The sequence below is a fragment of the uncultured Mucilaginibacter sp. genome (genome assembly GCF_903913935.1).
GTDB lineage: Bacteria > Bacteroidota > Bacteroidia > Sphingobacteriales > Sphingobacteriaceae > Mucilaginibacter.
Genome location: NZ_CAIWNH010000293.1, coordinates 1 through 3,629, shown reverse-complemented (window position 1 = coordinate 3,629; position 3,629 = coordinate 1). Strand labels below are relative to the sequence as shown.

Here is a 3,629-nt window from a genome sequence, read left to right as displayed (position 1 = left end):
GCCTGATAATAAAAACGCCGAGTGGTTTTATAACGAGGTAACCGTTCCGAAAAATAATGATGTTTTAGGATCCTATTTTATGGCCTGCGGCTTTGGCGAAGGGTATTTCGGGATGCAGGTAAACTCGCCAACCGAAAGACATATTCTGTTTTCCGTTTGGAGCCCTTTTAATACAGACGACCCTAAAAAAATACCGGATGATCAGAAAATCGTAATGTTAAAAAAAGGAGCCAACGTGCATACCGGTGAGTTTGGCAGTGAAGGTTCAGGGGGCCAAAGCTATATGCTATACAACTGGAAAGCAGAAAATACCTATAAGTTTTTAGTGAGAGCGAAACCTGACGGTAACAATCATACGGTTTATACCGCCTGGTTTTTTGCCCCGGAAGTGAATGAATGGCATTTGATCGCCAGTTTCAGCCGGCCACAAACCAATACTTATTTAAAACACCTGCATTCCTTTTTAGAAAATTTCGATCCTGAACAGGGAACTATTACCCGTAAAGTCTATTTTAACAATCAGTGGATCGCCGATGAAAACGGCAATTGGACAGAGCTGAACAAGGCCCGGTTCACTGCCGATAATACGGGTGTAAAGGGTTACCGCATGGATTATTCAGGAGGGTTGGACGGTAATGCTTTTTACCTTAAAAATTGTGGCTTCTTTAATAATTTCACCAACAGGAATATCTTTTTTGAGCGGCCTCTATCCGGTAAAATGCCCCAGGTAGTATTAGACAAAATGCCCTGATGGAAATGGTTTCCGGAGATTGAACAGCATTTGCAATTTGGCTGGCATCATTTTTATTAGTGACCGGCATCATAGTTAAAGCGCCGGCTACCGGTAACTTTGTTTGTATTTACCAGCCATTTACCGGATATGAAAACTGACTCGTTGCAAAAGGTACGTAAGCATTTAAGGGAGCTTGAAAAAACCATGCTGCTTGAAAGTGAAAAAAGATTGTTGAAGATAAAAGATATTCACCCGCAGCAGCAGCACGCTTTACGAAACCTGATCCATTATTTAACCCTGCGAAGTGAAGATATCCGCGAATTGCAGGATTCACTTCATACCCATGGTCTTTCTTCCCTGGCAAGTTCTGAGAGCCATATCCACAGGCAAATACAGTCGATATTGCAATGGCTAAAACAGGATTACTCAGCCGCCGAACTGGATGAATGTACTTATGAATTTGGCTCCAGTCAAATCGAACAAAGAAGCAAGATCCTTTTTGGTGAAAAGAACGAAAATGGCACGCCATTCATTATGGTTACGTTTGACGTTTCATTTGCCCAAGATTATGCACTTATAAAAGCGCTGCTACAAAATGGAATGAATGTGGCCCGGATAAATTGTGCCCACGACAATGAAGAAATATGGGCAGCAATGCTCCATCAGCTTGAAAAGGCATGTCACGAAACCGGTTTGAATTGTAAGATATACATGGATATTGCCGGGCCCAAGATCAGGACACTCCTGATAAATAAGGGGCATAAAAAGGGAAAAGTAAAAATCAAAGAAGGTGAACTGATCTGGCTTGCCGACCACGCCAAACATTTTGCTAAGGATGATATTGTGATCAACCCCAATGTGCCAGGGATCGTTTCGATGATAAAAAAGGGAGAGCGGGTTTTTATTGATGACGGTATGATTGAGGGGGTGGTTGAAACGATAAAACAGGAGGGTGCAGCCGTTAGGATAGTTCGCATATCATCAGGTAAACCACAAATAAAATCACAAAAAGGCATTAATTTCCCTGACTCTGAAATCTCTGTTTCACCAATCACTGATTTTGATAAAGCCTGCCTGCCTTTTATTTGTAAGTATGCCGACCTTGTGGGTTATTCATTTATACGGAACGCAGATGACCTTAAAAACTTGCATGATGCTTTAAATGAATTGTCGGCACAGCCGCCAAATATCATCATGAAGATAGAGACGCCCGAATCTGTAAAAAATTTGCCTGATTTGCTGATAGAAGGAATGCGGCAAAAAGCCTTTGGTGTGATGATTGCCCGCGGCGACCTTGCCGTCGAAATTGGTTTTGAAAGAACCGGCGAGATCCAGGACGAAATATTGTGGATCTGCGAGGCGGCACACGTTCCGGTGGTATGGGCAACACAGGTGTTGGAAACGCTTAATAAGACAGGCATAGCCACCCGTTCCGAGATCACAGACGCTGCCCACGCTGTAATGGCAGAATGCGTGATGATCAATAAAGGCGAACATACCATAAAAGTAATAGAAACCTTGCGAAACGTTTTGCACCGCATCGGCGGGCACCATATCAAAAAGCGCTTTACCTTTCGACCATTAGGCATCGCGCAAAAATTTATCAACGAAAAGTGATCTGTATCAAGTCACAAGCAGACAGCTTTTTTTCGCAATATTATCGCTCCACTTTTGGCCATTTGTGTACTTCCTACTTTAAAATGACCTTAGTAGCCCCATAGCCGAATTTTTCCTTTTGCGCATCCATAAATGTCTGAACTTTTGGATGCTTTCCTAATAATTTATGGATCTCGTTCCTCAGTGTGCCATTTCCTGCACCGTGAATAAAGACAATTTCGTGGAGTTGATGCACAATAGCAGCATCGAGCGATTTGTGGAAGTATTCGAGCTGAATTTTTAATATTTCTGTACTGTTGATAAACTGGTAATCGTTTCGCAGCTTTTCAATATGCAGGTCAACTTCTTTGCCCGGTTTGTCTAATTTCGTTTTTTCGTCAGTCGATTTAAAAAAGCTTTCTTTTAGCTTTTGTGCGTCAATAATTATTTCAGGTTCATCCAGTTGGATTAACCACCCCTGCTGTTTTAATACAGGCAGTGGTTTTTTTGAGCCGGCGAAGTCTTTAGCCTTAAATTTTTCGTGAATTACCAGCGGCGCAGGCGGCTCCACATTTTGGTTAGTATAAAAAGTAATGTTTAACGTAAACTTCGGCCATAACTGCAGATCGGCCATTTGCGCGGAATAAATTTTGACCACGGTTTTTGGCGCGATAATCCCGGCGAACTCGCCTTTAAATTTATTTTGCCCCGAGGTAGTTAAAGCAGCCAGCAATTGAAAAGAGGTATCATTCACTAAATGAAAATGCACCACTGAATTTGCTTTTGGATCATTCACAAATCCCCAATACACACCTTTGGAGCTAAATTCGCCAGTAAATTCCGGCTCCTCCGCTTTGGTCTCTTTAACCGACCCTGCCGGAACATATCCATGTACTGTGGTTACTTTACTCGCCAGTACAGGTATTTCGAAATCGTCTTCGCCGGTAACACCAATCATCTGTTCATCAATGATCCGGGTAACAAAGCCCTCCATCTTCTCATCAACAAAACGCACAAAATCACCTAACTTATACTTCATCATTTTTTTGATTACACCGATTATTTGAAACTGATTACATCGATTTTAAAAATGATTTAACCGATTATTCAAAATGATTAGCCCGATTTCAAAGTTCGTTAACTTATTTCGTAATCAAACTATCAAAACCAGGTAAATGATGCAATGGTTCGCAAATCGGTGAAATCAAAAGCTATCGGCGAAATCCACTAAATAAAAAAACCACCCGCCCAAAGGCAGGTGGCTACAAATTAGTTATTTAATACCCCTATTAAAATAACT

Annotated in this window: 3 protein-coding genes; 2 read left to right on the top strand and 1 reads right to left on the bottom strand. The window is 41.6% G+C overall.

Translation table 11 applies throughout. The features are described from left to right. Positions 1–751 (top strand): DUF3472 domain-containing protein (locus QZY09_RS11675; protein WP_295672573.1); only part of this gene is annotated, 751 nt, incomplete at its 5' end. Between the two features lie 129 nt (positions 752–880). After that, positions 881–2,350 (top strand): pyruvate kinase, encoded by a 1,470-nt coding sequence (locus QZY09_RS11670; protein WP_295672571.1) that lies wholly within the window; start codon positions 881–883, stop codon positions 2,348–2,350. A gap of 73 nt (positions 2,351–2,423) precedes the next feature. On the opposite strand, the gene QZY09_RS11665 is transcribed toward QZY09_RS11670, so the two are convergent. Continuing rightward, positions 2,424–3,371, bottom strand: coding sequence for a Smr/MutS family protein (locus QZY09_RS11665; RefSeq protein WP_367119212.1), 948 nt, complete (start codon positions 3,369–3,371; stop codon positions 2,424–2,426). Positions 3,372–3,629 lie beyond the last annotated feature (258 nt).